This window comes from Lentzea sp. NPDC005914, assembly GCF_040629405.1.
Lineage (GTDB): Bacteria > Actinomycetota > Actinomycetes > Mycobacteriales > Pseudonocardiaceae > Lentzea.
Window position 1 is genome coordinate 12,580 of sequence record NZ_JBEXVQ010000058.1, and the last position, 23,701, is coordinate 36,280.

General features: G+C 69.7%; 20 protein-coding genes and 1 pseudogene. 3 read left to right on the top strand and 18 right to left on the bottom strand.

All coding sequences use genetic code 11. From position 1 onward, the window contains the following. Positions 1 to 52 precede the first annotated feature (52 nt). The 5 genes from ABZ345_RS45000 to ABZ345_RS45020 all read right to left on the bottom strand — a co-directional run bounded on the left by ABZ345_RS45000 (position 53) and on the right by ABZ345_RS45020 (position 5,018). A complete protein-coding gene (locus tag ABZ345_RS45000) occupies positions 53 to 1,216 on the bottom strand; it encodes a cytochrome P450 (protein ID WP_359861497.1) in 1,164 nt (387 codons plus the stop codon). Continuing rightward, positions 1,217 to 2,017, bottom strand: coding sequence for an alpha/beta hydrolase (locus tag ABZ345_RS45005; protein WP_359861499.1), 801 nt, complete (start codon positions 2,015 to 2,017; stop codon positions 1,217 to 1,219). Next, on the bottom strand, positions 2,014 to 3,039 hold the full coding sequence (locus ABZ345_RS45010; protein WP_359861501.1) for an acyl-CoA dehydrogenase family protein: 1,026 nt from the start codon (positions 3,037 to 3,039) through the stop codon (positions 2,014 to 2,016). The genes ABZ345_RS45005 and ABZ345_RS45010 overlap by 4 nt, the downstream gene beginning before the upstream one ends. Further along, entirely contained in the window at positions 3,036 to 3,800 is a 765-nt protein-coding gene (locus tag ABZ345_RS45015; RefSeq protein WP_359861503.1) for a methyltransferase, read from the bottom strand. Before ABZ345_RS45015 ends, ABZ345_RS45010 begins: the two co-directional genes overlap by 4 nt. Before the next feature lie 72 nt (positions 3,801 to 3,872). Further along, a complete protein-coding gene (locus ABZ345_RS45020) occupies positions 3,873 to 5,018 on the bottom strand; it encodes an FAD-dependent monooxygenase (protein ID WP_359861505.1) in 1,146 nt (381 codons plus the stop codon). Positions 5,019 to 5,088: 70 nt separating this feature from the next. Between ABZ345_RS45020 and ABZ345_RS45025 the strand changes: the two genes are divergently transcribed. Continuing rightward, positions 5,089 to 6,027, top strand: coding sequence for a UbiA family prenyltransferase (locus ABZ345_RS45025; protein WP_359861507.1), 939 nt, complete (start codon positions 5,089 to 5,091; stop codon positions 6,025 to 6,027). Positions 6,028 to 6,069: 42 nt separating this feature from the next. Here ABZ345_RS45025 and ABZ345_RS45030 read toward each other — a convergent pair whose 3' ends face one another. From ABZ345_RS45030 to ABZ345_RS45070, 9 genes are all read right to left on the bottom strand, one after another. Next, complete coding sequence (locus tag ABZ345_RS45030; RefSeq protein ID WP_359861509.1) at positions 6,070 to 6,900, bottom strand: phytanoyl-CoA dioxygenase family protein; 831 nt, start codon at positions 6,898 to 6,900, stop codon at positions 6,070 to 6,072. A gap of 22 nt (positions 6,901 to 6,922) precedes the next feature. After that, a complete protein-coding gene (locus tag ABZ345_RS45035) occupies positions 6,923 to 8,077 on the bottom strand; it encodes a cytochrome P450 (RefSeq protein WP_359861511.1) in 1,155 nt (384 codons plus the stop codon). 27 nt (positions 8,078 to 8,104) lie between these two features. Further along, complete coding sequence (locus ABZ345_RS45040; protein ID WP_359861513.1) at positions 8,105 to 9,292, bottom strand: macrolide family glycosyltransferase; 1,188 nt, start codon at positions 9,290 to 9,292, stop codon at positions 8,105 to 8,107. Further along, on the bottom strand, positions 9,292 to 10,560 hold the full coding sequence (locus tag ABZ345_RS45045; protein ID WP_359861515.1) for a cytochrome P450: 1,269 nt from the start codon (positions 10,558 to 10,560) through the stop codon (positions 9,292 to 9,294). The genes ABZ345_RS45040 and ABZ345_RS45045 overlap by 1 nt, the downstream gene beginning before the upstream one ends. Next, the gene (locus ABZ345_RS45050; RefSeq protein ID WP_359861517.1) at positions 10,503 to 11,660 is read right to left on the bottom strand and encodes a cytochrome P450; all 1,158 of its coding nucleotides are present in this window, start codon (positions 11,658 to 11,660) and stop codon (positions 10,503 to 10,505) included. The genes ABZ345_RS45045 and ABZ345_RS45050 overlap by 58 nt, the downstream gene beginning before the upstream one ends. An 11-nt stretch (positions 11,661 to 11,671) precedes the next feature. Then, entirely contained in the window at positions 11,672 to 13,000 is a 1,329-nt protein-coding gene (locus tag ABZ345_RS45055; protein ID WP_359861519.1) for a cytochrome P450, read from the bottom strand. After that, positions 12,997 to 14,712 (bottom strand): prenyltransferase/squalene oxidase repeat-containing protein, encoded by a 1,716-nt coding sequence (locus tag ABZ345_RS45060; RefSeq protein ID WP_359861521.1) that lies wholly within the window; start codon positions 14,710 to 14,712, stop codon positions 12,997 to 12,999. Before ABZ345_RS45060 ends, ABZ345_RS45055 begins: the two co-directional genes overlap by 4 nt. After that, positions 14,709 to 15,776, bottom strand: a complete 1,068-nt coding sequence (locus ABZ345_RS45065; RefSeq protein ID WP_359861523.1) for a class I SAM-dependent methyltransferase — start codon at positions 15,774 to 15,776, stop codon at positions 14,709 to 14,711. The genes ABZ345_RS45060 and ABZ345_RS45065 overlap by 4 nt, the downstream gene beginning before the upstream one ends. Before the next feature lie 72 nt (positions 15,777 to 15,848). Continuing rightward, positions 15,849 to 16,874, bottom strand: coding sequence for an NAD-dependent epimerase/dehydratase family protein (locus ABZ345_RS45070; protein WP_359861525.1), 1,026 nt, complete (start codon positions 16,872 to 16,874; stop codon positions 15,849 to 15,851). A gap of 72 nt (positions 16,875 to 16,946) precedes the next feature. Between ABZ345_RS45070 and ABZ345_RS45075 the strand changes: the two genes are divergently transcribed. After that, positions 16,947 to 17,930, top strand: a complete 984-nt coding sequence (locus tag ABZ345_RS45075) for a BTAD domain-containing putative transcriptional regulator (RefSeq protein ID WP_359861527.1) — start codon at positions 16,947 to 16,949, stop codon at positions 17,928 to 17,930. Between the two features lie 19 nt (positions 17,931 to 17,949). Here ABZ345_RS45075 and ABZ345_RS45080 read toward each other — a convergent pair whose 3' ends face one another. Then, positions 17,950 to 18,963 carry a ParB/RepB/Spo0J family partition protein gene (locus ABZ345_RS45080; RefSeq protein WP_359861529.1) on the bottom strand — a complete coding sequence of 338 codons (1,014 nt, stop codon included), beginning with the start codon at positions 18,961 to 18,963 and terminating at the stop codon, positions 17,950 to 17,952. A 220-nt stretch (positions 18,964 to 19,183) separates the two neighbouring features. Between ABZ345_RS45080 and ABZ345_RS45085 the strand changes: the two genes are divergently transcribed. Continuing rightward, entirely contained in the window at positions 19,184 to 21,943 is a 2,760-nt protein-coding gene (locus ABZ345_RS45085) for a BTAD domain-containing putative transcriptional regulator (RefSeq protein ID WP_359861531.1), read from the top strand. 124 nt (positions 21,944 to 22,067) lie between these two features. On the opposite strand, the gene ABZ345_RS45090 is transcribed toward ABZ345_RS45085, so the two are convergent. The 3 genes and pseudogenes from ABZ345_RS45090 to ABZ345_RS45100 form a co-directional block, all read right to left on the bottom strand. Continuing rightward, positions 22,068 to 22,271, bottom strand: a complete 204-nt coding sequence (locus ABZ345_RS45090; RefSeq protein ID WP_359861535.1) for a hypothetical protein — start codon at positions 22,269 to 22,271, stop codon at positions 22,068 to 22,070. A 125-nt stretch (positions 22,272 to 22,396) separates the two neighbouring features. After that, positions 22,397 to 22,504: pseudogene (locus ABZ345_RS45095) on the bottom strand (TetR family transcriptional regulator); the annotation flags it as partial. A 533-nt stretch (positions 22,505 to 23,037) separates the two neighbouring features. Next, the gene (locus tag ABZ345_RS45100; protein WP_359861533.1) at positions 23,038 to 23,385 is read right to left on the bottom strand and encodes a LuxR C-terminal-related transcriptional regulator; all 348 of its coding nucleotides are present in this window, start codon (positions 23,383 to 23,385) and stop codon (positions 23,038 to 23,040) included. Positions 23,386 to 23,701: the final 316 nt, after the last annotated feature.

The window sequence follows — 23,701 nt, forward strand, 5'->3', positions numbered from 1 at the left end:
GGCGCGAATCGAGGCCGCATGGCGGCAACTTCGCGGCAGAACCGTTGTGCCGTCACCACGTCACGTGCAGCGTCGCCGGTCCGCTGTCGAGCGGATGATCGGTCCACGGCACTTCGTCCGGTGCGCACGTCATGGCGAGACCGGGCAGCTGGTTGCGCAGCGCGGTGATCGCCGCCACTAGCTCCATGCGGGCCACGGCCGCGCCGATGCAGCGGTGCGGCCCGTACCCGAACCTCAGGTGCGGGCTCGGTGTGCTGCCAGGACCGAACCGGCGAGGATCGAACCGGTCCGGGTCGGTGAACCGCGCGGGATCGCGGTTCGCGGCCTCGAGCCGCACGATCACCATGTCACCTGCCGCGATCTGATGGCCGGCGAGGTCGACGTCGGCCAGCGCCCAGCGCGGGAACGCCTCGCCGCTGATGCCCGCCTGGTGGCGCAGGATCTCCTCCACCGCCCGCGGCACGTCCAGATCCGCGTCGATGCCACCGGCCTGAGTCAGCTTGATCACGCCGATGGACAGCGAGTTGGCGGTCGTCAGCTGACCTCCCGACAGCAGGGAGGCCGCGGCGAGCAGCAGTTCGCGGTCGTTGAGCCGGCCGTCGTCGGAGTCGCGGACCGCGACGAGCACGCTCAGCAGGTCGTCACCGGGATCCTCGCGCTTCGCCGCGATCAGTCCGCCCAGGAACGTCACGAGCTCACCCCAGGTCCCGGCGTACTGCTCGGCGTCGGCGATCACCACCGACACCGCCTCGGCCCACTCGTAGAACCGCGCCCGGTCGTCGACCGGGACGCCGAGCAGCTCGGTGATCACCGCCAGCGTCAGCGGACGCGACAGCGTCGCCACGAGATCCGCGGGCGGTCCGGCCGACTTCAGGTCGGACACGAACTGTTCGGCCAGGCTCTCGACCCTGGGCCGCAGGCTCTCCAACGTACGGGCGCTGAAACCTTTGGAGATCACGCGACGCAGCCGGGCGTGGTCGTCCCCGTCGCACAGCAGCGACTCGGTGTCCTGCTCGACGCCGGGCCGGACGATGCCGAACCGCTTGTCGGACAACACCTGCTGCGCGGCGTCGGCACCGATCACGACCCAGGCCTCGGTACCGGCCGCGGTGGTCGTGCGCAGCACCGGTCCACCGGTTCGCAGCTGCGCGAACGCGGGCGGCGGGTAGAACGGCGACGGCCGCTCGTACGGCAGCGTAAAAGACGCGATGTCCATCTATGCCACACCCTCGAGGAACTCGCGCACCGCGGTGATGAACCGGCCTGGCTGCTCCATGTTCAGCATGTGCCCGGTGCCGGCGAACTCGTCGAGCTTCGCGTGCGGCACCGCCGAGACCACGCGCTCGACCATCTCGTGGACGTCCGCGCAGTCGAGCTCACCGACCAGCGCCAGCAGCGGTACGTCCACTTCGGACAGACGGTCCCACGGTCGTTCCGCCCTGCCGGGCAGTACCGGGTCGGGCCGGGCGTGGTGCGTGGCGGTGTGCAGCGCCATCTCGCGGCAGCGCTCGCGGACCGACGGGTCGGCCTCGCCGGGGCCGCGGTGCGGGCCGTCCACCCACATCCGCAGGTACATCTCGATGTAGGCGTCGGTGTCGCGCCGCAAGGCCGCCTCCATCTGCAGCTTCAGCAGGTCGACGATGAACGGGCTCTGCCAGTACTGGTCGGACGCGCCACAGCCGCTGATCACGATTCCGCGCACACGGTCCGGGTGGTCCAGCGCGGTGTCGAGCGCGGTCGTGCCGCCCATCGCCTGTCCGACGAGGAACGCGGCTTCGATCCCGAGGTGGTCGAGCAGCGCGACCACGTCGTCGGCACGTTGGTACGGGGTCATCGGCGTGAACGACTCGCCGTGCCCGCGGGCGTCGAGGTTCAGCACGCGACATCCCGCGAACCGGTGCAGCTGCTGTTCCCACACGCGACGGTTGAGCGTGCCGTCGTGCAGGAACACGAGCGGCAGCCCCTCGCCGACGTCGTCGTACGCCAGCTCGCCCTCCGTGAGCGGCACGCGGTTCACGCGGCACCCTCCAGCAGGCCGAGCAGGGCCGCCTTGACCTCGGGTCTGCTCGCCACCACGAGGGTGAACAGCGACTCGCGCGCCAGGCGTTGCGCCTCGTGCGCCGTCACCAGCGACGGACCGCCCGCGGCCACGACGTACGCCGTGCAGACGCGGTGGGCCAGCTCCGAACAGGCCGCTCGCAGCGCGGGAAGCCGGGCGGGTTCCGCCATGGCGGCGTCGAACCGGTCGCGCACGCCGGCGGCCTCCGCGCGGAAGCTCTCCGCGAGCTCGCCGCACCCGATCGCCTCGAGCTGGGTCGTCGCCCGGGCGATCAGGCCGAACGCCAGCGAGCAGTCCACGCGCAGGCCCAGCGCGAGCCCCGCGACGTACTCCCGGCGGTCGGCCCGCGTGGTCACCCGATCGTCCGGCAGGTGCAGGTCGCGGAACTCCAGCCGCACGGTGTTGCTCGCCTGCGCCGCGACCAGCGTGAGCGGGTGCACCGCCGCGATCCCGTCGCCCTCGTGTGCATCGATCAGCCCGCTCACGACCTCGCCGGTGCTCTCGTCGAACGCGGACACGTGCAGCACGTCGACCAGGCCCCAGCCGCTGACGAACGGGACCTGGCCGGTGATCGACCACCCGTCGCCCGACCGGACCGCCCGCACCCGCGGTGGATCCGGCAGCACCCCGGAGAACGCACCGCCGCCGCGCAGCTCGCCGGAGGCGGCCTTGGGCAGGTAGCGCTCGCGCAACGCCTCGTTGGGCGTCATCGCGAGGCCCATCACCACGCCGTGGTGCTGCAGCCAGGTGAACGTCGTGGTCAGACACGCGGTCGCGAGAATCTCGATGATCCGCAGGAAGTCGCCGAACTCGACGCCGGGTCCGCCGAGCTCGGCGGGCGCGACGAGCCCGTAGAACCCGTCCTCGGCGAGCCGCTCGAAGTGCCCGGCGGGGATCCGGCCGGTTCGGTCGACCTCGGCCGCGGCCGGGAGCAGGAGCTCGTCGGCGATCTTGGCCGCTTTCGTGAGCATGTCGGTCATGACGGCACGGCGTCCTTCCTGGGCGTGAGCTCGATCAGGTGCAGGTGCCATTCCGCGTTGTCGGCGGCGTTCACGACGTGGGGCGGAAAGGCGTCCGCGAGTGCCTCGGGCACGGCCGACATCTCCAGCCGCTCGAGGATCGCGAGCTCGAGGCCCGCGTCGGCGGCGAGATCGCGGATCAGCGTGGGGTTGCCCAGCGCCTCGCCGAACCACAGGTAGACGCGGCCACCGGGATTGAGCAGACAGACCGCGCCGGTGAGGAATCGCCGCAGCTTCGCGTAGGCCGGGTCGAACATCGTCTCGTGCCAGATCGAGGAGTCGACGACGTCCTCGGGTGCGTCCAGGAACGGCGGGTTCCAGTAGATCCCGTCGAACCGCTCCCCCGGCCGGACCGCCGAGTAGAGATCGCTCTCCCGAGCGTCGACCCGGTCGGCGACGCCGTGACGCTCGGCGTTGAGCAGCGTGTTCCGCACGGCGGCCGGGTTGATGTCGAGCGCGAGGACCGAGCGGCAGCCCGCACGGGCGGCGAGCACCGACATGATGCCGGTGCCGCAGCCCATTTCCAGAAACGAGGACATCTTGCCGAACGGAATGTTCCCGGCGTACAGCTCGCCGCCCGGCGAATAGGCCGGCGGCCACACGTCGTCCAGCAGATCCCATTCGAGTCCGACCCATTCGAACACCGGCGGCCTGCTGGTGTCGGAATGGTACTTGTCGATGATCTTCTGCCCTATGAGCAGCTCGAAATCTCGCGCTTCCATGCTGTCCCGTCTACGCGGCGGACGTTCCAGTGCAGGGAAGTGAAACAGCGCGACCGACGAGGCACAACGTTTCTAGGTCGAACGCTGGGAAGAAGGAACCCAGCCGACCATCGTGTCCATGGATCGACGGGAAACGGCCTCCGGCAGAAATCCGCCGAGCCACGTGCCGCCGTTGCGCAGTGCCACGGCCGAGGGCGACGAGAGTTCGGCGACCCTGCCCATCCAGCGCGACATCCGGCTCAACCGGGTCGTGCGCGGGCGCCGCATTTCGTCGTACCGGGCGAGTCCGCCGGACAACGGCCGGCCGGGCGTTGTCGCGCGGGCGAGTTCCACGGCGTCCTCGAGCGCCAGATTCGCCGATCCGACGTTCGGTGTCATCGGATGCGCCGCGTCACCGACGAGCACGGTGCGACCGCTCGCGAAACCGTCCAGCGGCTGGGTGAGTTCCTCGATCTCGTCGAAGAAAATCGCCGACGCGCGTTCCAGCAGCAGCGGAATCGGGTCGTGCCAGCCGCCGAACAAGTCGTGCGGGCGGTCGGCACCGCGCCGCACGGCGATGCGCGCGAGGGCGGAGAAGTGCACTTCGTCGCCGGGTAGCGGAAGAACCGAGAATCGCAGCCCGCGGCCCCAGGTCTCCGCGGCGTCGGGCATCAGCCCGCGTGCGGGCACGATCGCCCGCCAGCTCACCGAACCACCGGACCGCAGGCCGGGGTGCTGCGGGAAAATCGCCCGTCGCACCGCCGAGCGGATGCCGTCGGCGCCGACCAGCAGATCGGACTCGAGCTCCGCGTCCCCGACGCGCAGCACCGCCGGTGTCCCCCGGTCGCCGAGGTGGACGGGCTCCGCACGTGCCCCGAACTCGACGGCACCGGGCGGCAGCGCCTCCGCCAGCGTTCTGACGAGCGAGGTCCGCGGCAAAGCCAGGATCGGCCTGCCGTAACGGCGCTCGACGAAGTCCAGCGAACTGCGGGCGAGCCACCGGCCGTTCGGCGTCCGCACACCGCCGTGAAGCTGGACCACCGACCGCGCGCGGATCACCCGGCCCACGCCGATCTCGTCGAGCGCGAGCACGCCGTTGGGGGTGATCCCGATGCCTCCGCCGGTCGCGCGCAGGTCCGCACTCCGCTCGAAAACCCGCACCGACCACCCTTCCGCGTGCAATGCGAGCGCGGCGGCCAATCCGGCGATTCCCGCTCCGACAACGTGTGCGACCGCCATGTGAACTCCTGGAGAAAACAGCGCCCGGATCGGTACGGTCCGGATTATGCACACGGCCCCGTCAATTCGGGTGAAACTGTTGGCACACGTCGAGGCCTGTCGGCCGGACACCGTTTTCTACGCCGGAGTGGTCGGCGTGAGCGGTGCTGTGTTCACGAATCCTGAGGCGCCATTGCCTCAGTTGGCATTGGCATGGCTCGTGCCGACTCTCGCGTGGATCGCGTCGTTGTACGGAGGTGATTACTTCGACCGCGAGCTGGACGCGTTGACGAAACCGCACCGCCCGGTTCCGTCCGGCCGGATGTCGGCCGGCACGGCCAAGAGCATGATGATCGCGTTCATCAGCGCCGGGGGGCTGATCGCGGTTCTGGTCAACCCGCGGACGGCGTTGCTCGCCGGGTTCGCCACGATTTTCGGCATCGCGTACGCGAGCCGGTTGAAAGGGCGCGGGCTGTGGGGCAACACCGCGCGCGGACTACCGACCGCACTGACAGTTCTGTACGGCTCGATGGTGGTGCAACCGTGGCCCGCCTGGGAGTTGGTCCCGGTGGCGCTGATGTTCTGGGTTCACGATTCCGGATCGAACCTCCTGGGTGCCCTGTGCGATCGGGACGGTGACCGCGAAGGCGGATGCCTGACGTACCCGGTGACCCACGGCGACGAGGCGACGGTCCGCGGCCTCGTCCTCTTCTACGCGGGCTGGATCGCACTCGGTGGCACGTGGCCGTTCCTGGTTCCGATCGACGTGCCGGTCTACTTCACCTGTCTGTTCGTGTCGATCGGGCTGGGCGGGGTCTCCCTGCTGCAGGTCGCGCGGGCACCCCGCCCCATTCCCCGGCCCGTCGGGCTGAGGGCGCACGAGATCGTCGTCGTCGAGCGGATCGTCCTCGGCACGTTCCTGGTCGCCGCCTCCGGCAGGCCGGTGCTGGCACTCGCCCTCGCGGTGCCGTCGATGGCGCTCACGGTGCTCGCCCGGCGGCTGATGCGTCCTCGCTACCGGCTCACCTGAGCTCGGCCGACCGCGGCGGAAACCGAAGCCGCCCAGCGCGGCTCAGGCCTGCTTGAGCGCGTTCGCCGGGTGGCCGCCCTTGTAGAGACCGAGCACCAGCTCGTGCGAGTAGCCGAGCAGCTCCCGCAGCTCGGGCGGCAGCTCGGCGGCCTTCGCGGGCGGCACGCTGAGGGTGCTGTTCTCGACCTGGCGCAGCCAGGCGACCTGGAACCCCATCGAGAAGATCCGCCGCACGTCCGACGCCGTGGTGTTGGCGCCGCCCGCGTGGAACAGGTCGGCGCGGAACAGCAGCGCGTCGCCCTGGCTCATCTCAGCCTGGACGGCCTCGCTCCAGTCCGGCGGCGCCGCGTCCGGCGGGCCGCCGTGGCTGTCGAGCACGACCCAGGTCGCGCCGTTCGCCGCGGTGAAGTCGCTCATCGCGGCCATGACGGTCAGCGCGATCGGGTTCTCCCCGCCCGGCACGTGCCGCCACGAGTACGTGTCGCAGTGCAGCTCCTGCCGGTGCGCGCCGGGCTCGCGCGCCATGTACTCGGCGATGGTGAGCAGGACCGTCTCCGACAGCGGGCTCAGCACCCGGCGCGCGCAGCCGACGATGTCGCTCTGCAGCACCATCTTCGGCGCGCAGTCGATCCGGCCGACGAGCGAGTGCAGCGTCGATGTCGTGCTGCCCTGGAAGTACCCGAGCACGGACCCGGCCGCGTAGTCGGCCTCCTCGGGGTGTTCGGCGAGGAACTCGTCGACCTGCCTGAGGAACGTCTCGCAGTCCTGCGGCGAGTACGCCTGCTCCAGGATCACCGCGCCCCGGTCGCGGACGAGCCGGTCGAGCTCCTCCGGGTCGTACGGCCGGGTGAGTCTCGGAACGCTCTTTCCCATGTGTCGCAACCTTTCTCGTCCGCTACCAGGTGACGGGCAGGCCGTCGATGTTCACGTCCATGCCGTCCGCGCTCCACCGCACGTCGCTCACCGGCACGGCGAGCCGGAGCGTCGGGATCTTGGTCAGCAGCGTGCTGAACGCGACCTCCAGCTCCATCCGCGCGAGCGCGGCGCCGAGGCAGTGGTGGATCCCGTGTCCGAACGCCAGGTGCGGGTTGCGCCCGGCGGCCACCCCGATCGAGCCGGGCCGCTCGAACGCGCCGGGGTCGCGGTTGGCGCCCGACCGCGACGCGATGACCGTGTCACCGCGGGCGATCCGCACACCGCACAGCTCGACATCGGACTGTGCGATCCGGTTGATGCCGACCTCCTCGTCCTGCAACCGCAGCAGCTCCTCGACGACCAGCCCGATCTCCAGCTCGCCCGCGACGACCCGGCCGAGCACCAGGGGTGCCTGGAACAGCCGGAGCAACCCGTGCGAGATCGCGGCCGCTGTCGTCACGTAGCCGGCCATCAGCAGCCCCATCGCCATCGACGCGATCTCCAGCGGGGTGAGGCCGTCGTCGTCCCGCGCCAGGTCGCTCAACAGGTCGGCGCCGCCGGGTTTGGCCGCCACCAGGTCGACGACGAACTTCTGCAGGTCCGTGAAGGCCTCGCCGTACGCCTCGGGCCCGGCGCCGACCGACCGGAGGACGACGTCAGCCCAGCGCCGGAACCGGCCGCGGTCGGCGTCCGGAATGCCGAGCAGTTCGGAGATGATCGCGATGGGCAGCGGGTAGGCGAACGCCTCCTGCACGTCGACGACCGGCCCCTCGGTGAGCATCGTCTCGACCAGGCCGGTGGCCACCGCCTCGGCACGGTCGCGCAGCTCGGCGATGCGGCGGGCGGTGAACGCCTTGCTGACACTGCGTCGCAGGCGGGTGTGCTCCGGCGGGTCTTTGAGAAACATGAACCCGGCCGCCAGGTTGCCCGCGTCGGCTACCGGCATCGTGCCGGGGTACTGCGTGCCGAAGTCCGGGCTGCCCAGCAGCGCGCGGACGTCGTCGTACCGCGTGACCAGCCACGCCTCACCGCCGGTCGCGAGGCGGACCCGGTGGATCGGCGCTGCCTCGCGCAGCTCGGCGAGAACCGGCGAGGGGTCGATGATCGAATCTCGGGCGAACGGATACTGCTGCACGATTCTCCCTGTCAAACACATGGGCCATCACTCGGGAAATGCGAGTTCGACGGCGTCGGCGAACTCGGCGCCGGGGCGCCCGCCGCACAGCTTTGTGCGGAACTCGGCGATCCGGCGGGCCACGTCCTGGTCGTGCGCGAGTGTCTTGATCCGGTCCGCGACGTCCTCGGCGGTGAACTGCTCGGGCAGCCGCGCACCCAGTCCGAGCGCCTCGACCCGGTCGGCCACCGCCCGCTGTTCGCCGATCTGCGGTGCGATCAGCACCGGCACGCCGTGTGCCAGCGCCTCGAGGGTGCTGGTCAGGCCTCCGTGGGAGACCAGCACCGACGCGTGTCGCAGCGTGTCGATCATCGGCAGGGTGGAGCGCAGCAGGACGCGGTCGCTGACCGGTCCCACGTCCTGCGCGCGGATCTTGCCGCCGATCGCCGCCGCGGCGTGCCAGCCGAGCCGTCCGACAGCGTCGACGCACGTGCGGAAGAAGCCGAGGTTCTCGTTGAACACGGTGCCCAGCGAGATCGCGACGAGCGGCTCGGCGGCGCTCAGCCACGCCTCGTCCGCCGAGTGCTCGGCCGGCCGGATGCACGGCCGCACGAACGTGAACCGCGAGTCGAACGTGTCCCCTCGCGGCTGGATCTCCCTGGGGTACAACGCGATGTTGTGCTCGGCCACGTTGTCGAAGAACAGCTCCGGCGAGACGCCGAGTCCGACTTCGCCGAGGAACCGGGCGACCTCGATGAAGAACGCCGCCATCGACGCGGCGTCGTCCGGCCGCGACGAGTAGTCCTGGTGCAGCGAGAACTCGGAGTTCGACGCGAACACCGGCCAGGTCCGGACCATCGGGATGCCGGTCACCTGGCTGAGCACCCAGCCGGAGCCCGCCAGCACGTCGGCGACGATCACGTCGGGACGGTCGTCGCGCACCACCCGCTCCAGCGCGGCGTACGACGTGCGCGTCTCCTCCAGCATGAGCGGCAGGATCGTCGCCATGTCCGACACGTCGGCCCGGCCGTCCATCGGCGACCGGTAGGGCACCACCTCGGCGACCTTGCCGACCTCGTGCGCGAAGCTCGTCGACGCGACGAAACTGACCCGGTGCCCGCGGCGCACCAGCTCGGCGAAACCCGGCAGCACGGGGTGGACGTGGCCCCAGGCCGGGATCGACGCGAACAGCACGTGGCGGCCCATCACGCTGTGCCCCATCACGCCGTGCGCCATCACGCGGCTGCCAGTCCGACGACCAGCCGCTCCGGGAAGCGGTCTCCGAGCATGTTCACCTTCCACGGCACGTCGTCCCAGCCCTCCAGCAGCTCCATCCGGATCCCGGACTCCACCAGCGCGTCCACCGCGACCTGCAGCTCCAGCCGGGCGAGGTTCGCGCCGAGGCAGCGGTGGATCCCGAACCCGAACGCCAGGTGCCTGACCAGCCCCGTCCGGTGCGGGTCGAACTCGTCGGGCCGGTCGAAGATCTCGTCGTCCCGGTTCGCGGCGACCAACGGCGCCACGACCTGTGCTCCCTTGGGGATCACCGTGTCGCCGACCCGCCGGTCGCACTTGGCGAACCGGGGCATCGACTCGCCGTTGTCCCCGGACTGGATCCGCAGCACCTCTTCGACGAACGACCTCGCGAGCTCACCTCGGTCCGGCGCCGGCCGGATCCGCTCGAGCCACCCGCGTTCCGCCAGGTACCGCACGGCGACCGCGATCGCGTTGGCCGTGCTCACGTAGCCCGCGACGGGAAGTCCGAGCACCATCGTGGTCAGCTCCGCGTCGGTCAACGTGGCGTCGTCGCGCTGGGCCCGGATCATGTGGCCGAGCAGATCCTGACTGTCCTCTTCAGACGTTGTGGCGCGCCTGCTCGCGATCAGCGCCAGCACGTAGTCGTTGAGCTGCCGCCAGCCCTCCAGCGCCACCACGCCCTGCGCCTCGGACACCGGCACGAGCAGCTGGTCCGACAGCCGCTGGAACATCGCCCGGTCCGGTTCCGGGATGCCGACCACCTCGGAGATCACGTTCATGGTCAGCGGTTTCGCGAACCGCGCCATGACGTCGACCGATCGGGGTGCTGACCGCATTTCCGCGATCAGCGCGTCGGCCTTGCGGCGGATCGCGTCCCGGTAGCGGCCGACGTGCCCCGCGGCGAACGGTCCCGCGACCAGACCGCGCAACCGGGTGTGCTCCGGCGGGTCCTGGAAGATCGACTCGTTCGCCTCGGCCGTGCCGGTGCCGCGCTCCGGGTCGAGCGGGGACACGCTGAAGTCCTGGCTGCCCAGCACGGACCTGATGTCCGCGTACCTGGTGACGAGCCAGACGTCGGAGCCGTCGGGCGCGGTGGTGCGGCTGACCGGGCAGCCGGCGCGCAGCGCGGGCCAGTCGCGGTCGAGCTCGGTGGGCCGGAACCGCTCCACCGGAGGTGGTTCCCGTGACGTCACCCGGTCGTCAGCATCAGCTTCGACGGTCCGCGCACCAGCATTCCGCTCTTCCACGAGATGTCCTCCGTGAGCCTCAGTCCTGGCGTGGTCGTCGCCAGGACCTCCAGTGCCACCTGCAGTTCCAGCCGGGCGAGCGGAGCGCCGAGGCAGAAGTGCGCGCCGGCGCCGAAGCCCAGGTGGGGATTGGGGTTGCGGGTCAGGTCGAGCCGGTCGGGATCGGCGAAGACGGCCGGATCCCGGTTCGCGATCACGGTCGCCGCGACGACCGGCGTGCCCGCCTCGATCGTCGTTCCGCTGAGCACGACGTCCTTCACCGCGTACCGCGGTGAGGCGCCGTTCGCCTCGATCGGCACGTACCGCATGAGCTCCTCGACCGCGGACGGGACGAGCGCCGGGTCGTCGCACAGCTGCCGGAACCGAGCCGGATCCTCCAGCAGCACGTGCAGGAAGTTCGGGAGCTGGGTGGAGGTCGTCTCGAAGCCCGCCACGAGGATCGTCATCACGACGATCACCAGCTCCTCGTCGGAAACGTCGTTGCGGGAGACGACCATCGACGAGATCAGGTCGTCGGTGGGGTGTCGCTGCCGCGCCTTGACGAGATCGGCGATGTACTCCCACATGTCGGCGGTCGCGCGCAGCCGCTGCTCCTCGGAGATCGACGTCGTCGCGAGGCCCGCCTCCGCCCAGTGCCGGAACGTGTCCCGTTCCTCGTAGGGAACGCCGAGCAGCTCGCACACCATCTTGAGGGTGAACGGAACGGCGAACTCCTCCACCGCGTCGAACGCGCTCGCCGCCTCCCGCAGCAACCCGGTGGCGATCTCCTGGGCGCGGTCGCGCAACCGGGCGACGGTCCGGGGCGTGAACGCGTGCCGGCAGACGGCACGCAACCGCGTGTGCTCGGGCGGGTCCATCGCGACGATGCCACCGCTGAAGTTCTCGGCGGTGACGCGCGGGACGTCGCGCTGCAACGAGACCGCGCGCGAGAACCGCGGGTCGGTGAGCACGGTCCGCGCGTCGGCGTGCCGGGTGACCAGCCAGGCTTCCTCGCCGTACGGGAAGCGCACGCGGCACACGGGCTCCTGTTGTTGCAGCAAGCGGTACTCGGGCTCGAGCTCGAGCGCTTTCGCCGTGGGAAACGGGAAGGGACGCGACATCGGTTCCGCTCTCATGACGGGAGGACTTCGGTGACGACGACCGCGGCTCCGCGACCGGGCACGAGCATCGGTCCTTTGGGCGCGAGTCGTTCCGGCGCGGGATCGGCCGGTTCCAGCCGGACGGTGCGCAGGACCGTGCTGATCACGGTGCGCATCTCGACCATCGCGAGCGACGCGCCGAGACAGCGGTGGCTGCCACCGCCGAACGGCAGGAAGTGCGCGCTCGGCGGCTCGACCGGGTAGAACCGGTCCAGCGAGTACTCGCCCGGATTCGGGTGCAGTGCGGCGGAATGATGCAGCAACCCCAGCGACACCGCGAACATCGTGCCCGGCGGGAACTCGTAGTCGTCCAGACGCCACGTCCGCCTGCCGACCCGTCCCAGGTCCAAAGTAGACGGACGTACCCGGATCGACTCGTGGATCGCCGCGTCGAGGAGCTTGCCGTCGCCCTCCTCGACAGCGGCCGTGACCCGCTTCAAGGCGTCCGGTGTGCGCAGCACCCGCTCGAAGAACCAGGCCAGCTGCGTCGCTGTGGTCTCCTGGCCGACGGCGAGCAACGTGACGAGGTGGTCGCGCAGCTCCTGGTCCGTACACGGCTGGTCGGCCAGCAACGACAGCACGTCGCCGCCGCGCTTCGGGGCCGCCCGACGCTCGGCGATCTCCGCGAACACGATCTCGTCGACCTCGGCGAGCAGCTTCTGGAACCGGGCCCCCGGCCCGATCTTCGTGCGCATCGCCGGCAGGAGGATCAGCAGCGGGTTGACGTCCAGCAGCTTCGGCACGAGCACCCGCAACCGCGCCAGCCGGACGGAGTCGGTGATGCCGAACACCGCCCGCATCATCACCTCGAGCGTCACCCGCTGGAAGCAGTCGAGCAGCTCGACGCGGGTGCCTGCCACCCACCGCCGGATCTCCTGCTCGACGACGGACTCCATCAGCTCCACGTAGGTGGCGACGTTGGCGCCGTGCAGCGGCCGCATCAGGATCCGGCGCCGCTCGGTGTGCGTGACGCCGTGCGCCATCAGCAGGGAGTGGTCGCCGACCACGAAGCCGATCGCCTTGTTGGCCGCGGCTGCGTCGAAACTCCCCGCGTCGTCCCGCAGGATCCGGCGGATGCCGTCCGGTGTGCAGACGTGGACGACGCGGCCGAACCCGACGATGCGCGCGGTGAACACCGGCCCGTACCGCCGCAGGCACGCGCTGCCGAATCTCATCGGCGCGACCACCCACATGATCGTCTGCAGTGCGGCCGGCAGTCGCGGTCCGGGTGGCCAGGCGCCGGTTTCCGGGGCATTCCACCGCGACGGCCGCCACATCCAGCGCAGCAGACTCGTGATCATCGCGCACCTTCTGGCCGGACCGCCCGCAGCCACCGGCCGAGCGCGCGCAACGCGAAGGTGTGCGCGATGAGGTCGTCGGTGTAGCACAGGTCGTCGAAGTAGAGACCGACGACGCTCGGTCGCCACGTGCCCTGGTCGTCCTGGTGGGTCACCAGCCAGTCGACGCCGCGCAGCACGGCCTGGCTCAGCGGGCTCTCGCCGCCCTTGAGCAGAGCGAACAGCGCCCACGCCGTCTCCTCCGCGGTGCTGCCCTCGGGCGGCAGCTCGTGGCGCAGCGGCCAGCCCCCGTCCGCCGCCTGGTTCTCCAGCAACCACGACCGGGCCTTCTCCACGACCTGGCCGCCGATGCCGGTGTCCGTGAACGCCTCCAGCAGCCGGCTCGTGCCGTGGGTGTTGTCGCGGAACCAGACCGAGGCGATCGACCCGTCGGCGCCCTGGTGGGTGCGCAGGTATGTCAGCGCCCGCGCGATCAGCGAACCGGGTGCGGACGACTCGCCGTACCGCTGCAGCGCCATGACGACGTGTGCGGTGACGCCTGCGCACGGCCGGTCGTTCATGATCGAGGAGTTGCGCACCCACTCCGACCACGAGCCGTCGGTGTTCTGCTGGTTCTCCAGCCACCGGATGCCCAGCTCGACCGCGGGATGCGAGCGGGGCACGCCGAGGTCGGCGAGCACGCCCAGCACGACCGCGGTGTCCTCGGACTCCGGCCAGCCCGACGGCAACGCCCAGCTCCACCCACCCGCGGGCAGCCCGAGCGGGGTGAACGGCTTGTTCCACTGCTGGCGCAGCAGCCATTCGCGGGTGCGCGTGAGGTCCGGTTCTTCGGCCACGGCCGAGAACTCGCTCAGCGCCATCACCGAGTAGGCGGTCACGGAGATCTCGAGGTCGCGGTCGATGGCCCAGGAGCCGTCCTCCCGTTGCGTCTCCAGGAGATAGCGCAACGAGCTCAGCTGCAGATCGGTCGCCACGCCCGCCTCGCGCAGTCCCAAGTAGACGAACCCGGCGATCATCGGGCACTCCTCGATGCCCCCGTTGGTCCCGGAGACCTCGCGCAGCCAGCGCAACGCGAGCGGCTCCGCGATGCGGCCGAGCGCCCTGCGCAGCGGCTGGCGCCGCATCCGCCGGTTCTGCATCACGCCGAGGCCCAGGATCGCGGGCAGTGCGATCGAGACCTTGTTCCGCAACCGAGGCGGCAACAGCATGATCTCGACCGGCTGGTTCGGCTGCTGCTGGAAGTCGCGCAGCCCCACCAGAGCCCAGATCGTCGGCAGCGCGGCGGGCCACGTCTTCGGCGCGTCACCACGCAGGCCGGGGATGACGTTCATCCCGTCGTTCGCGTCGAGGAAGCCCCAGCCGCGAGCGATCACGTCGTCGTGCGCCGCGCGGTCGACCTCGTGCAGCGCCGCGATGCCGAACGCGGTCATGCCGGGGCTGCTCGGCGCCTCCGCGTCCGCCATGCTCCACCCGCCGTCGGAGCGCTGGTGTTCCCGCAACCACCGCACCGCCGACGCGATGCGATCCGCGTAGCCCTCCGCGTCGGCGCGGAAGAGCGAGATCACGCCGAGCGCCGTCGCGATGGTCGACGACGAGAGCCGATCCACCCAGGCCCCGTCCGGCCGCTGCCGGTCCCAGAGATGCGTGATCGCACGATCCGCTGCCTTCTCGGCACGCTTCTGGAGCTGGTCGACGTCCACCGCTTCACCTCTCATCGGAGCACCGCGACAATTCGGTAGCTGTTCCCGCCGTTGCCGCGGGAGATCACCACGTGCGAGAGCACGTCTGCGGCGAACGCCAGGACCATCAGCGGAAAGCACAGCGTCATCACGGCTTTCCGCAGGACCTTGTCCGACAAGCGGACCTGCCGCGTCAGCCACGGCCACCGCCGCGCGGGCGGCAGGTGGTGGTTGAGCGCCGTCAGCACCGCACCCACGTTGTCGAACGGCTTGTTCGCCTTGCCCAGCTGCACTTCGAGTACCGCGAAGCCGCTGTCCTCCAAGAACTTCGCGACGTTGCGCCACGGCATGAGGTGCAGGTTCTGCGGCGCCAGCCAGCAGTACCAGTACCTGCCGTGCAGCCGAGCGAACCGGCTGGCGGGATTGACCAGCTCGACCAGCAGAAGCCCGCCAGGGCGCAACGTCTTCCGTGCCGCCGCGATCTCCCGCTTCGGCTCCGCCGCGCGTTCCAGGTGGTGGATCAGGCTGACCGCGTCGAACTCGGACTCGTGGGCATCGGCGTAGTCGGTCAGCGGCAGCTGTGAGGCGTCGTCGACCCAGCCGCGTTCCCGTGCCCGCCACACCTCCGGGCTCGGGTCGATCGCCGAGAACCGCGTTCCGGGAAGGGCTGCGCGCGCCTCCCGGCAGAAGTGGCCGTGCCGGGCTCCGACGTCGAGCCAGTTCGCCGGGGTCGACCGGCCGGCCACCAGACGAACCCGGCTCCGGTGACCGCGCCCGCCCAGCCGTGCGACCGAGGCGTAGTGCTCCCGGCCCACGCCGTCGTAGAAGTCGCGGTAGTAGTACGCCAGGCCGACCTCGGTCAGCATCGGGTTCTGGAAAACGTGTCCGCAGGCCGCGCATTCGTCCATCCGGAAAACACCGGGCTTGCCCTGCCTGGTGTCGGAAACGACAGCCAGCAACGCGATGTCAGCGGCACCGCACCAGGGGCAGCTCGTGTTCCGCAGGTGGAAGAACTCGGCCCGGCCGGATCGCAGTTCCTCGTCGTACCCCGCTCTCAACCGCTCGATCTCTTCGCTGTTCTGCGCAGACGTGATGATCACCCCCGAGGAACGTGCGGCGACCGTATCCGCCGTCGCGAAATACCGGCAACGGTTCGACCTCGAACACGTCCTTCAGCCGATTCCGCAGTCCTGCATGAACGCCATCACGGTTCGGTCCAGTCCTTCGGACATCGATACCAGATTGCGGAAACCGAGCAGTGAACCGAGCTTGGTCCCGTCGCAATGCTGCCGTGCGAGAGCGCGTGCCGAACCGTTGCCCGAGACGACCTCGTAGCCGTTCTTCCGAATAGCGGCCGCACGATCGGGATCGTGCGGCTCGCACGCCCGCTCGGCCTTCTCCATCATTTCCTCGACCAGGTCGAGCGTGGTTCGATGGGCCGTGGGCACCATGTTGAACACCTCGCCGCACGCCGCCGGGCTGAACGCGACCAACTCCAGAGCACGCACGACATCGGTCACGTAGACGTAGTCGCGGCCATGGGCGATCGACGGCTCGTAGAGCACCGGCGGCAACGGGCGCACCGGGTCGAACATCCTGCTCAACGACCGCGGCACGATGCGTGAGCCGGTGTGCGGGTCTCCCGGACCGAACACGTTGCAGAGCCGCAGAACGGACACCGGCACCCCGAGCTCGTCGCCGTACATCCTGGTCAGCTGGTCGGCCGAAAGCTTGCCCACGTCGTACACACCACGTGCGTGCAACGCGGAATCCTCCCGATAGGAATCGGTCGTGAGCTCTCCGTAGACCTTGTCGGTCGACGCCAGCACGAACCGGCGCAGGCCGAGATCCGTGGTCCTGACCGCTTCCAGCACGTTCATCGTTCCGCACACGTTCGTCATCAACGAGTCGCGCGGATCCGCGAAAGCCGAGTCGATGGTCGACGACGCGGCCAGGTGAAAAACGACGTCCGGCCGCACCGTGCGCACTACTTCGACACATCGACCGAAGTCGGTGACGTCGAGCTGCACCGACTCCACCCGTTCGGTCTCCCGGCGGATTCTGTCGGCCACGACGACACGGAATCGGCGCAGCGCCAGACCGAACGCGAGATGACTGCCGATGAACCCGTGTCCACCCGTGACCAATACGGTGATCCGCTGCGCTACCAACGATTCTCCCCCGGTGAGTCGCGACATTGGCGAATTGTTGTGCGGAATCGGCGCCGGTCGTAGTTTCTGGGCACCTCGCCGGGGAAACAAGGGGGACGCATGCGATCACGAGCCGGTTCGTTCGGCGCTGGTTCGTTCGGCAGGCTGCTGCAGCAACAACGCATCCAGCTGGGACTCACCCAGCGCGACCTGGCCGCCAGCTCCGGCGTGAGCGTGCGCGCGGTGCGCTACATCGAGAACGGAACCGTGCGGCGGCCGCGGCCGGAGTCCGTGCGCTCGCTGGCCGCGGCCGTCGGCATCGACCCCGGCCGGTTCGGTCTGGCGTCCGAGAGCCCCGCGGACGACGTGCGCCTCGGCGTGCTCGGCAGGCTCACCGTCGTGGCGGGCGGCCGGCCGGTCGAGATCAGCTCGCTGAAGCAGCGCTGCCTGCTGGGCCTGCTGGCGTTGCAGGCCAACGAAGCCGTCAGCCGGGAAGAGATCATCGACGTGCTGTGGGGTGAGGCGCCGCCCGCCACGTGCGTCGACCTCGTGCACTCCTACACCTCCCGGCTGCGGCAGATCCTGCGGCAGCTTGCGCCGAGGGCACCGCAGATCACCGCGACGCACGACGGCTACCGGCTCACCGCGCGCCCCGACCAAGTGGACGTGCTGCGGTTCACCGGCCTGCTCGCCACGGCCGGCGCCTCCACCGAACCGGAGTTCACCGTGGACCTGCTGGAGGAGGCGCTGACGACGTGGCGCGGCAGTGTGCTGGCCGACACGACCTCCGCGCTGTGGCAGCACCCCGCGGCGATCGCCGCCGGGCAACGCCGCCTCGCCGCGGTACTCCATCACGCCGACCTCGCCATCCGGCTGCACCGCCCCGAGCGGGCCGTGGAGCAGCTGTCGGCGGTCGCGACGACCGAACCGCTGCACGAGGGGCTGCACGCCAGGCTGATGAGCGCGCTGGCCGCGTCCGGCCAGCGCGCGAAGGCACTGCACCTGTTCACCGAGATCCGCGGCAGGCTCACGACCGAGCTCGGCATCGACCCGGCGGCCGAGCTCCGCGCCGCTCACCTCACCATTCTCCGTTCCACCGCATGAACCGGCCAAATGAACCGGCTCACGGCAGTTGTGAATCCTTCTGGAGTTCGTTCAGGTACTCGCTGAACATCGCCCAGAACCGCGCGTTGTGGCGCGCGAGCGCCACGATCGAGCCGATGCAGTGCGCCGGAATTCCCTGCACGGGCGGCGCGGCCACCTGTTTGTCGACCGTGTACGCGTCGAGCCACCGGAGCAATCTGCGCCCGACATCGGTGAACCGCAGCGACGGGTCGTTGCGGAGCATGCGCAGAATGGCCTCGGGATCGACCTCGGGCTCCGCGCCTGCCGTTTTGCGGCGCTGGGCCGCGCGTGAATCCCGCTCGGCGGGAGCCGATTTCGCGTCGCGTCCCGCGGGCACGGGATCAGCACCGGATCGCAGCCGATTGCGCACGTCAAGTGCAGTGGACGGAGCGATTCCGGCGGCTCTCGCGACGTCGCGCAGCGACCACTCCGGATTGGCTAGGATGAGCTGAGCGGCCAGCCGCCGCCCGTCCCCGCTGTCGAGCGGGCGCACCCTGCCGTCCCGCCCGATCCTGGTGTTCGACTGCGCGTCCTGGACGGTCGAACACTTGCGGATCGCCCCGACCGTGTTCGCGGCCAGGCCGCTGACCAGTGCGATCCATCGGTCCGACCGGTTCGGGTGAGTCGAGATGATCCGAGCGGCCGCCGCCCTGCGGTCGGCCAGTGTCAGCGGTAGCCCATTGCCGACGTTCGCCTCCACCGCGAGCACGAAAGCCTCGTCGGCGTCGCCGTCGAAGAACCGCACCTCGATTGTGCGGTCCGCTCGCAGCGCCGCCGCGCGCAGCCGGTGCATCCCGTCGATCACCCGCATGGTCGGCCGGTGCACGACAATGGGCGGCAACCGTCCGTCAATCGAGATCAGCGCCCTGATGTGGTGGGCGTTCTCGCCTTCGGTTCTCGGCGAGTCTCCCGGCAGAATCTTGTCAACGGCAACGGTTTCCGGCGGATTCCCGCGCAGCTGGTACTCACGCCACGGCGAGAGAACATCCATGCTGTCATCGAGCAGCGACACGCGCCACTCCCCCATCCCCCATACAAATCACGAACATTTTCCTTCCGATGCAAGTACCCCAGTAAGTGCACCGTTCGGACCAGACGGGCTCCCCCATCGGCCCTCACCAGGGATTCTTTCGGATCAATGCACACGTGATCGCATCGGAAACGCACATGGCAGCGCACACGGAAGTCCTATAGTTCCTTCTTCGCTTGAACCGCCTGGGGAGGTTCTACAAATGACGAACGTCGCCGAGTTCCGCTTGCTGGGCCCGGTCGAAGTTCTCGTGCACGGACAACCGCAGCCGTTGGGCGGACCACGGCAACGGGCCGTCGTCGCTGCGATGCTGCTGCACGCCAACCAGGAGGTGCGGACGAACCAGCTGCTGAAGCTGGTGTGGTCCGACGCACCGAGCTCCGCCGCGTCGAACCTGCGCACCTACCTGACCAGACTGCGCCGGACGCTGAGCGTTCCCGGCGAACCGGAGTCCCGGCTGCGTACACTGCGCGGTGGTGGACACGTTCTGACAGTGCGGCCGGGCGAGCTCGACCTCGCCACGTTCAGCGAGCACGCCGCGCTGGGCGAGCAGGCGGGCGACGAGTCCGTTGCGCGCACACACCTTTCACGCGCGCTGAACGTCTGGCGTGGACGCGCGCTCGACGACATCGCGCTGGGCCCGGCGCTCGAGGCCGAGGCGACCCGGCTGGAGGCGCAGCGCGACCGGGTCCACGAACGACTGTTGCGGGCCCGGTTCGCGCTCGGTGAGTACGACGAGCTGATCCCGGAACTGCGGGCGCTGCTCCGGCAGAACCCGCTGTGGGAAAGTCTCGTCAGCATGCTGATGCTCAGCCTGCACCGGACGGGCAGGCGCGCCGAGGCGCTGGAGTTGTTCCGCCGGACGCGTCATCAGCTCGTGGAGGAGCTCGGCGTGGAGCCGGGCGCCGACCTGCGGGCACTGCACCGGCAGCTGCTGGCCGACGCCGACGACGCCGAGGAACAGCCGGACCCGGCACCCGCCGCACCGGCGCCTGTCCGCGACCGCCCGGCCCAGCTGCCCGCCGACCTGCCCGCGTTCACCGGACGCACGCCGGAGCTCGCCCGGCTGGCCGACCCGCAGAACTCGGCGCACACGACCGTGATCAGCGCGATCGACGGGATGGCGGGCGTCGGCAAGTCCACACTGGCCGTGCACGCAGCGCACCAGCTGGCGCCGTGGTATAGCGACGGACAGCTGTTCATCGACCTGCACGGCCACACCACAGGCGTTTCGCCGCTCGATCCGGGCGAGGCGCTCGACCGGTTCCTGCGCAGCCTCGGCGTTCTCGCGCAGGACATCCCGAACAACACCGAGGCGCGTGCCGCGCTCTACCGCTCACAACTCGCGAACCGGCGGGTGCTGGTCGTGCTCGACAACGCGCAGTCCGAGGCCCAGGTCCGGCCGTTGCTGCCGGGAACGGACAGCTGCCGCACGCTGATCACCAGCCGGCGCCAGCTGTCCGGTCTGGAGCACGTCCAGCCGCTGACGCTCGACGTCCTCCCGCTGCCCGACGCGATCGCGCTGCTGACCACGATCTGCACACCGGAGCGGCTGGCCGGTGAGCCACCCGAGCTGGTCGAGGAGGTCGTCGAACTGTGCGGACGGCTGCCGCTGGCGATCCGCATCGCCGGCATGCGGCTGCGCGCCCGTCCCGCGTGGCCGCTGGCTCATCTGCGTGATCGGTTGTCCGACCAGCAACGGCAGGTCGCTGAGCTGCAGACGACTGAGCACAGCGTCGAGGCGGCGTTCAACCTGTCCTACTCGGACCTGGACCCGCCGCAGCGACGCATGGTCGAGCTGCTCGGCAGACATCCCGGAGTCGACATCGACTCCCACGCCGCGGCGGCGCTCGCCGGGTGGACAGTGGCCGAGGCGGACGACGTGCTCGAGGAGCTCTGCGGCGCGCACCTGGTGCGGCAGCCGACACCGGGCCGGTACGACATGCACAACCTCGTCCACGCCTACGCCGCCAATCTCGTGTCCGAAGTGGACACGGCGGCGATCCGGCGGCTGCTCGACTACTACCTGCACACCGCCGACGCCGCGGACCGGTCGATCCACCCCCCGCGCCCCCTGCGGCCGATCGTGGCGCGCGACCCCGGCATCGTCGTGCCGAGCTTCGCGGACAGCCAGCAGGCGTTGGCGTGGTGCGACACCGTGTTCCAGAACGTCGCGCACCTGACCCGCGAGGCGAAGGCGCGGGGTCTGCTCGCACACGCCTGGCAGCTTCCGTGGCGGCTCGCCGGGTACATGTTCGTCCGCAACCGCTGGGCGGAAGGCATCCAGCTGTACCTGATCGCACTCGACGCGACGACAGAGCTGGGAGACCGGTACGGCGAGAGCGAGATCCTGGTCGGCCTCGCGTTCGCCCACTCGCAGCTCAAGCACCACGGGGAGTCGGTCGCCTACTACATCGAGGCGATCGTGGCGAGCCGCGAGGTGGGCAACAAGTGGACCGAGGGCTTCAGCACGATGGGACTGGCCGACGAGTACCGCCGCCTCGGCCAGTTCGGCAACGCGATCGAGTCGCACCTGCACGCGTTGGAGGTGTATCGAGAGATCGACGACGTCTTCGGCCAATGCATCACGCTGGCACACCTCGGCGACACCTATCGCGACCTCGGCAAGCTGGAGGCGGCGGCCGACTGCTACCGGCGAGCCGCCGAGGACAGCGTGCACATCGGCAACCAGTACGGCATCGGCCAGGCGCTGAACGGCCTCGGCGCCGTCGAGCGGTTGCTCGGCAGAACCGACGACGCCGCGGCGACCGCGACCCGCGCGATCGCCGTGTGCCGCGAGATCGGGGACCGGCACGGCGAGGCCCAGGCACTCGTCACGCTGGGGCTGGCGACCGCGGACGCCGACCTGCTGCGCACGGCGCTCGCCATCATGATCGATCTCGACGATCCGCGCGCCGAGGAGGTCGGCGCCCACCTGGCGACGCTGACTTCGCCGGCCTGACGGGAGTGAGGGCAGCTTCCCCGCGTTGGGAAGCTCCCCTCACTCCCCCGGCCGCGGTGACCACGGCCTTGCACGACCACGCCGATGCGCTCCGGTTCGGGACTACTCGCGTCGAGCCAGTCCATCACGGCCTCGACCGCGATCGTCGGCACCAACTGCGCCGCCCGCCGCGCCACGGCCCTTCCGGAATGGTCTCGTCCCCCTCACGCTGAGCGACCGCGGCGGACTCGCCTCGCATCCGGTAGACCACGTCGCGGAACTCCGGTTCGCGGACGGCGTGGCGGAACAGCAGCCGGAACCCGTCCGGGTCCGCGGAGGCGGCACGCACCAGCGCCCGAATGCCGCCTTCCTCGAAGTCCTCCGACCCGACCGCGACGCCCAGGCGCGATCGAGCACGGCGCGGTACATGTCGCTCTTCGACGCGAAGTGCTGGTACAGCTGCACACGGGTGATACCGGTTTCCGCGACAACGTCGTCGACGCCCGTGGCCGCGTAGCCGAGGCGAGCGAACGCACGAGGGGCCGCGTCGAGAATCTGCTCACGCCGCTCGGTCTGCGGCATGCGCCAGATCGCCTGCGGTTCCACGACCACCTCCACACCTGTTCAACCCGAGGTACATCGCATCCGGGATGAGCATGACGCTGCGTTCGAACAGATCCAGTCGCTGCAAGCACCTCTGCCGCCGAACGTGGCACCCTCATCACAACGGGCGAGACCGCGTAGAGCGGTGAACTGCCGTAATTCCGCACGAACACGAGCACCCCAGGTTGGCGACCGTGAACGCGTACGGATCCGTCCACACTGGACTGTCGTGGTCACCGCCCATACACGGGCTCGAACGTGTGCGCTGCCAGCGTTTCCGACGGGACACCGAACACCGGAAGCCCGTCCGCGCTCGTGGGCAACGAGAACAGGTGTATGTGGCACTCATCGACGCGTGGGGTCCCTGTGGAGTTGATCTGTGAGAGTACCTACTTCATACCGGCGTTCTGCGTTTTTCTGTTGCATGGCAACCGGTTCGGTGTATCGAGCGCTCGCCGAACCGGCGGAATCACACCGCCGCTACGCAACGTCACCACAGGTCGCGCGGAGCCTCAGTGAGCGTCGCCTGCGCCGACATGACTGAGGTAACTCAGCACGGCCAGTACGCGGGCGTTGAAGCCGGACTGGTCGGTGTCGATGCCCTTTGCCAGCCCAAGCGCGGTGAAGATGTTGGAGACGTGGTGCGTCGCGGTGTGGATTCCGATGTTGAGCTCCTGTGCCAACCCAGCGTTCGTGCGTCCCTGGGCGACGAGTTTGAGTACCTCCAGCTCCCTTTCCGTGAGGCGCTTGATCGGATGTTCCGGTATCCGTTTGATCCCAATGAGTTGTCGGACGAGGGAGGGATCGACGTAGGTCTCCCCGATCGCGACCCGGCGGACGGCGTCGATGAGGTTCTCCAAGCCTCCAGGACCTTCCTTGTGGACGTAACCGATCCGGTTGCCACGCAGTGAAAGGAGTCGGTTGACATAGGCAGGGTGGTTCGAGACCGAGAGGACCAGTAGGGCCGTCTCGGGCCTGCGCGCGTTGAGGGTTTCGGCGAGGTCGAGGCCACTGGCTTCCTTGCCGTCGGCGAGCTGCAGGTCGAGCAGAGCGACATCAGGCTTGGTTCGCTCGACGAGTTCTAAAGGTTGTCCCGTAACGCTGTCTCGGCGTGATCGATGATCTTGGCGTGGATCAGGTGATCAGTGCGGAGCGGCCGGAGTGGGTGCCGGTGTT